The following is a 4,996-nucleotide window of genomic DNA, read 5'->3' as shown; positions in this document are numbered from 1 at the left end:
GTTCAGCCTGACCGACGCGCAGCTGTCCGACTTGTCGCAGCGTCATTTCGTCGGCCTCGACAACTATATCGGCGCAGCGGGCGTGCTGCGCGATCCGGCCTGGTGGCAGGCCGTCGGCAATACCGTTCTGTTCGCCGTCGTGTCGGTGGTGCTCGAGACGGGCACCGGCCTCGGCGTCGCGCTGCTGCTCGACGTGCCGTCGCGGCTGCGTACGCTGCTGCGTGCGGCCGTGCTCGTGCCGTGGGCGATCCCGACCGTCGTCTCGGCGAAGATCTGGAGCTGGATGCTCAACGACCAGTTCGGGATCGTCAACGCGATGCTGATGTCGATCGGCGCGATCCATGAGCCGCTCGCGTTCACCGCCGATGCGCAGCTCGTATTCCCGACCATCGTGCTCGTCGACGTGTGGAAGACCACGCCGTTCATGGCGCTGCTGATGCTCGCCGCGCTGCAGACCGTGCCGCGCGATTGCTACGAGGCCGCGCGCGTCGACGGCGTGCCGCGCTGGCGCGTGTTTCGGTCGGTGACGCTGCCGCTCATCCTGCCCGGCGTGCTGGTCGCGATGATCTTCCGCTCGCTCGACGCGTTGCGCGTGTTCGACCTGATCTACGTGATGACGTCGAACAGCCGGATCACGAAAAGCATGTCGGTCTATGTGCGCGAGCAGTTGATCGATTTCCAGCAGGTCGGGTTCGGGTCGGCGTCGGCGATGCTGCTGTTCGCCACGATCGTGCTGTTCACCATCGGCTACATGGCGGTCAGCCGCCGCCGGATGCAGGAGGCATGACATGAAGAAGCATCCGCTCGATATCGCGATTCACGGGCTGCTGTCGGCACTCGTGCTGGTGATCGCGCTGTTCCCGTTCATCTACATGATCGGCACGTCGATCAAGCACGGCGACGCGTTGTTCGATACATCGCTCTTCCCGGCGAGCCCGTCGCTCGACAACTATCGCCAGCTGTTTCGCGGCCAGCCGTTCGGCGCGTACCTGCTGAACTCGGCGCTCGTCGCGGGCGGGGCGGTCGCGCTGTCGCTCGCGGTGTCGGTGCTCGCCGCTTATGCGCTCGGCCGCGTGTCGTTCCGCGGGCGCGGGGTGCTGATGATGTGCATTCTCGGCGTGTCGATGTTTCCGCAGGTCGCGATCCTGTCGGGCCTGTTTGAGCTGGTCCGCGCGCTCGGCCTGTACGACCACCTTGGCGCGCTCGTGCTGTCCGATCTGATCTTCACGCTGCCGTTCACGATCTGGATTCTCGTCACGTTCATGCGCGAGTTGCCGCGCGAGCTGGAGGAGGCGGCGCTCGTCGACGGCGTCGGCGTGTTCACGCTGATCTTCCGGATCTTCCTGCCGCTGCTGCGGCCGGCGCTGGCGGCGACGTCGCTGCTCGCGTTCGTGTCGGCATGGAACGAGTTCCTGTTCGCGCTGACCTTCATGATCTCGTCGGAGCAGCGCACGGTACCCGTCGCGATCACGATGATCTCGGGCGCGAGCAGCTACGAATTGCCATGGGGAACCATCATGGCGGCGTCGGTCATCGTCACGGTGCCGCTCGTGCTGCTGGTGCTGGTGTTTCAGCGGCACATCGTCTCCGGCCTGACTGCCGGCGCGGTCAAGGGTTGACGCGTATCGACCCGATCAGGATCAAGAGGGAAAACATGAGTCAGATCAAGTTGAACGGCCTCCACAAGCAATTCGGCACGGCCCCCATTCTCAGCGACGTGAATCTCACGGTCGAGCCGGGCGAGTTCTGCGTGTTCATCGGCCCGTCGGGCTGCGGCAAGTCGACACTGCTGCGGATCGTCGCCGGCCTCGAGGAACAAAGCGCGGGCGACGTGTGGATCGATGGCCGCTGTGTCAACACGTTCGCGCCTGCGCAGCGGGATATCGCGATGGTGTTCCAGAGCTATGCGCTCTATCCGCACATGTCCGTCTACGAAAACATGGCGTTCGGCCTGCGTCATCTCCGCTTGCCGAAGGACGAGATCGACCGGCGGGTGCGGCTCGCGTCCGAGTCGCTGCGCCTCGGCGAGCTGCTCGAACGCAAACCCGGCGCACTGTCCGGCGGCCAGCGGCAGCGCGTCGCGATCGGTCGCGCGATCGTCCGAAAGCCGAAAGTGTTCCTGTTCGACGAACCGCTGTCGAACCTCGATGCGGCGCTGCGCGTGAAAACGCGCGTCGAGATCGCGAAGCTGCACCGCAGCCTCGACAGCACCAGCATGATCTACGTGACACACGACCAGGTCGAGGCGATGACGCTCGCCGACAAGATCGTGCTGCTGCGGCCGCTCGAAGGACGCAGCGGGATCCCGAGCATCGCACAGATCGGCACGCCGCTCGATCTGTATCACCGTCCGGCGAGCCAGTTCGTCGCCGGTTTCATCGGCTCGCCCGCGATGAACTTCCTGCCGGCAAGCATTGCGGCGGCAGGCAGTACCGAGGTTCGCGCGCTGGCACGCAACTACCCGCTCGTCGCCAGCGTGTCCGGCGACGGCCTCGAGGCGGGCACCGGCGTGACGCTCGGCATCCGCCCCGAACACGTGCGGGTTGGCACCGGTGCAGTGACGGGTCAGGTCGCGCACGTCGAGCAGATGGGTGAACACACCTATCTGTATCTCGACACACCGCTGTGCGGCCAGCCTATCGTTGCGAAGACCGATGCCGGCGGCGCGCGGATGGGTGACCGCCTGCGCATCGATCTGCCGGCCGGCGCGTTGCATCTGTTTCATCCGGACGGCCGCGCGGCGGCGCGTACGCCGCGCGAGCCTGCCGCGCCGGTGCTCGCGATCGCCTGAGCGGCACGCGGCGAATTCCGCCACAGGTTTCAGGCGGCCACGGCGCATGGCCGCTGTCGAATTGGCGCCAACTCATCGATAAAGGATAGTCATGCTAAACAAGAAGCTTTCAGTGATCGTGTGGAACGAGTTCGAGCACGAACGGGAAAACGCGGGAGTCCGCGCGATCTACCCCGACGGCCTGCACCAGGTGATCGCGATGGCACTCGCCGAGACGCCGGCGCTCGGACACGGCGCGTTGCCGCTCGAGATCGGCACCGCGACGCTCGACCAGCCTGAGCACGGACTCAGCGAAGCGCGGCTCGCCGCGTGCGATGTGTTGATCTGGTGGGGGCACAAGGCGCACGCGAAGGTCTCCGACGAGATCGTCGAGCGCGTGCAGCGACGCGTGCTCGAAGGAATGGGCCTGATCGTGCTGCATTCAGGGCACTTCTCGAAGATCTTCCGCCGCCTGCTCGGCACGAACTGTTCGCTGAAGTGGCGCGAAGCGGCCGAGAAAGAGCGGCTGTGGGTCGTCGAACCGTCGCATCCGATCGCGGCCGGCCTCGGCGAGTATTTCGAACTGCCGCACGAGGAGATGTACGGCGAGCGCTTCGACATCCCGCAACCGGACAGCACCGTGTTCATCTCGTGGTTCGAGGGCGGCGAAGTGTTCCGTTCGGGCTGTTGCTGGGAGCGCGGCCACGGCCGGATCTTCTATTTCCGCCCCGGGCACGAAGCCTACCCGACCTATCACGACCGAAACGTGCAGCGCGTGATCGCGAACGCGGTGCAGTGGGCCGCACCGCGCGTGACCCTCGCCGACCGCTGCCCCAACTCGCCGCCGCTCGAGACGCTCAGCGAGAAGAGCAAGCAGTTTGCGCACGTCGGCATCCAGCAAAGCGCAGGAGACCTCGCATGAACGACGATTACAAGGTCGAGCTGCCGGAAGCGGCGGCGATCGCACGCGGCCGGCGTCTGCGCGTCGGCGTGATCGGGCTCGGGATCGGCCGCAAGCATATCGAAGGCTGGCGCGAGCATCCCGATGTCGACGTGGTCGCGATTGCCGATCCCGACGAGAAGCGGCTCGCGAAGGTCGGCGACACGTTCGGCATCGATGCACGCTACGCGTCGGCCGACGCGATGCTGGCAGCCGGAAAGCTCGACATCGTCAGCGTGTGCACGCCGAACAAATTCCATCGCGAGCTGACGCTCGCCGCGTTCGACGCCGGCTGCCACGTGCTGTGCGAGAAGCCGATGGCGCTGAACGCGGACGAGGGGCGCGAGATGCTGATCGCCGCGCAGCGCGCCGGCAAGCGGCTGATGATCAATTTCTCATACCGCTTCAGCGCTCAGTCGCGCGCGCTGAAGGCACAGGTCGAAAGCGGTCTGTTCGGCGATTTCTATTTCGGACGGACGGTCTGGCATCGCCGCCGCGGGATGCCCGGTTTTGGTGGCTGGTTCGGCACGAAGGCGCTGGCGGGCGGCGGGCCGCTGATCGATCTCGGCGTGCATCGCCTCGATCTCGCGCTGTGGCTGATGGGCTATCCGAAGCCCGTGTGGGTGATGGGCAGCACCTACGATCCGATCGCGCGCGAACTGGCCGCCCGCGCGGGCAAGACGTTCGACGTCGAGGATCTCGCGGCCGCGCTGATTCGTTTCGACAACGGCGCGACGCTCGCGCTCGAGGCGTCATGGGCAACCAACATCCAGGAAGCGGAGCTGATGGAAACCCGCCTCCTCGGCACGCGTGCCGGGTTGCTGCAGAAGAACCTGAACGAGGGCTACACGTTCGATGCGCACGTGTTCATCGAGCAGAACGGCGCGCAATTCGACATGCGCTTGAATCCGCCCGCGGAAGGCGCTCATTCGGCGATGTACGACTACGCGGAAGCGATTCTGTGCGACGTTCCGCATCCCGCACCCGGCGAGGAAGGGCTGATCGTGATGGAAATTCTCGACGCGATCTATGCGAGCGCGGCGGCGGGCGAGCCGATCCGCATTCACGCACCGGGACCGGCGGCCGCTGACGTGCCGCCGGCGCTCGATCTTGACTCGCCGGCTGAAGTCGCGGGCTGAGTTCGTGCGGGGCCGGCGCGCGGATCGTCCAGCGCGCCGGCCGGTCGGCAACATCGCGGACGACGCAGCACACATACCTATTCGATGACGCCGCGCATCGCACGCGGCGCACTGACAACGTTTGGAGACACGTTCATGATCGACGAA

Annotated in this window: 5 protein-coding genes; all 5 read left to right on the top strand. The window is 66.0% G+C overall.

Going from position 1 to position 4,996, the window contains the following annotated elements:
• A partial coding sequence (locus tag JYJ84_RS28170) for a carbohydrate ABC transporter permease (RefSeq protein WP_205189735.1) occupies positions 1-787 on the top strand: 787 nt, incomplete at its 5' end.
• Position 788: 1 nt separating this feature from the next.
• Positions 789-1,619 carry a carbohydrate ABC transporter permease gene (locus JYJ84_RS28165; protein ID WP_122948888.1) on the top strand — a complete coding sequence of 277 codons (831 nt, stop codon included), beginning with the start codon at positions 789-791 and terminating at the stop codon, positions 1,617-1,619.
• 35 nt (positions 1,620-1,654) lie between these two features.
• On the top strand, positions 1,655-2,791 hold the full coding sequence (locus tag JYJ84_RS28160) for an ABC transporter ATP-binding protein (protein WP_175219332.1): 1,137 nt from the start codon (positions 1,655-1,657) through the stop codon (positions 2,789-2,791).
• Between the two features lie 91 nt (positions 2,792-2,882).
• The gene (locus JYJ84_RS28155) at positions 2,883-3,692 is read left to right on the top strand and encodes a ThuA domain-containing protein (protein ID WP_174960689.1); all 810 of its coding nucleotides are present in this window, start codon (positions 2,883-2,885) and stop codon (positions 3,690-3,692) included.
• Complete coding sequence (locus JYJ84_RS28150; protein WP_122948891.1) at positions 3,689-4,849, top strand: Gfo/Idh/MocA family protein; 1,161 nt, start codon at positions 3,689-3,691, stop codon at positions 4,847-4,849. Before JYJ84_RS28155 ends, JYJ84_RS28150 begins: the two co-directional genes overlap by 4 nt.
• Positions 4,850-4,996 lie beyond the last annotated feature (147 nt).

Source organism: Burkholderia sp. LMG 13014 (genome assembly GCF_905232215.1).
Classification (GTDB): domain Bacteria; phylum Pseudomonadota; class Gammaproteobacteria; order Burkholderiales; family Burkholderiaceae; genus Burkholderia.
The sequence above is the reverse complement of the archived record's forward strand: the minus strand, read 5'-3'. Positions and strand labels throughout refer to the sequence as shown.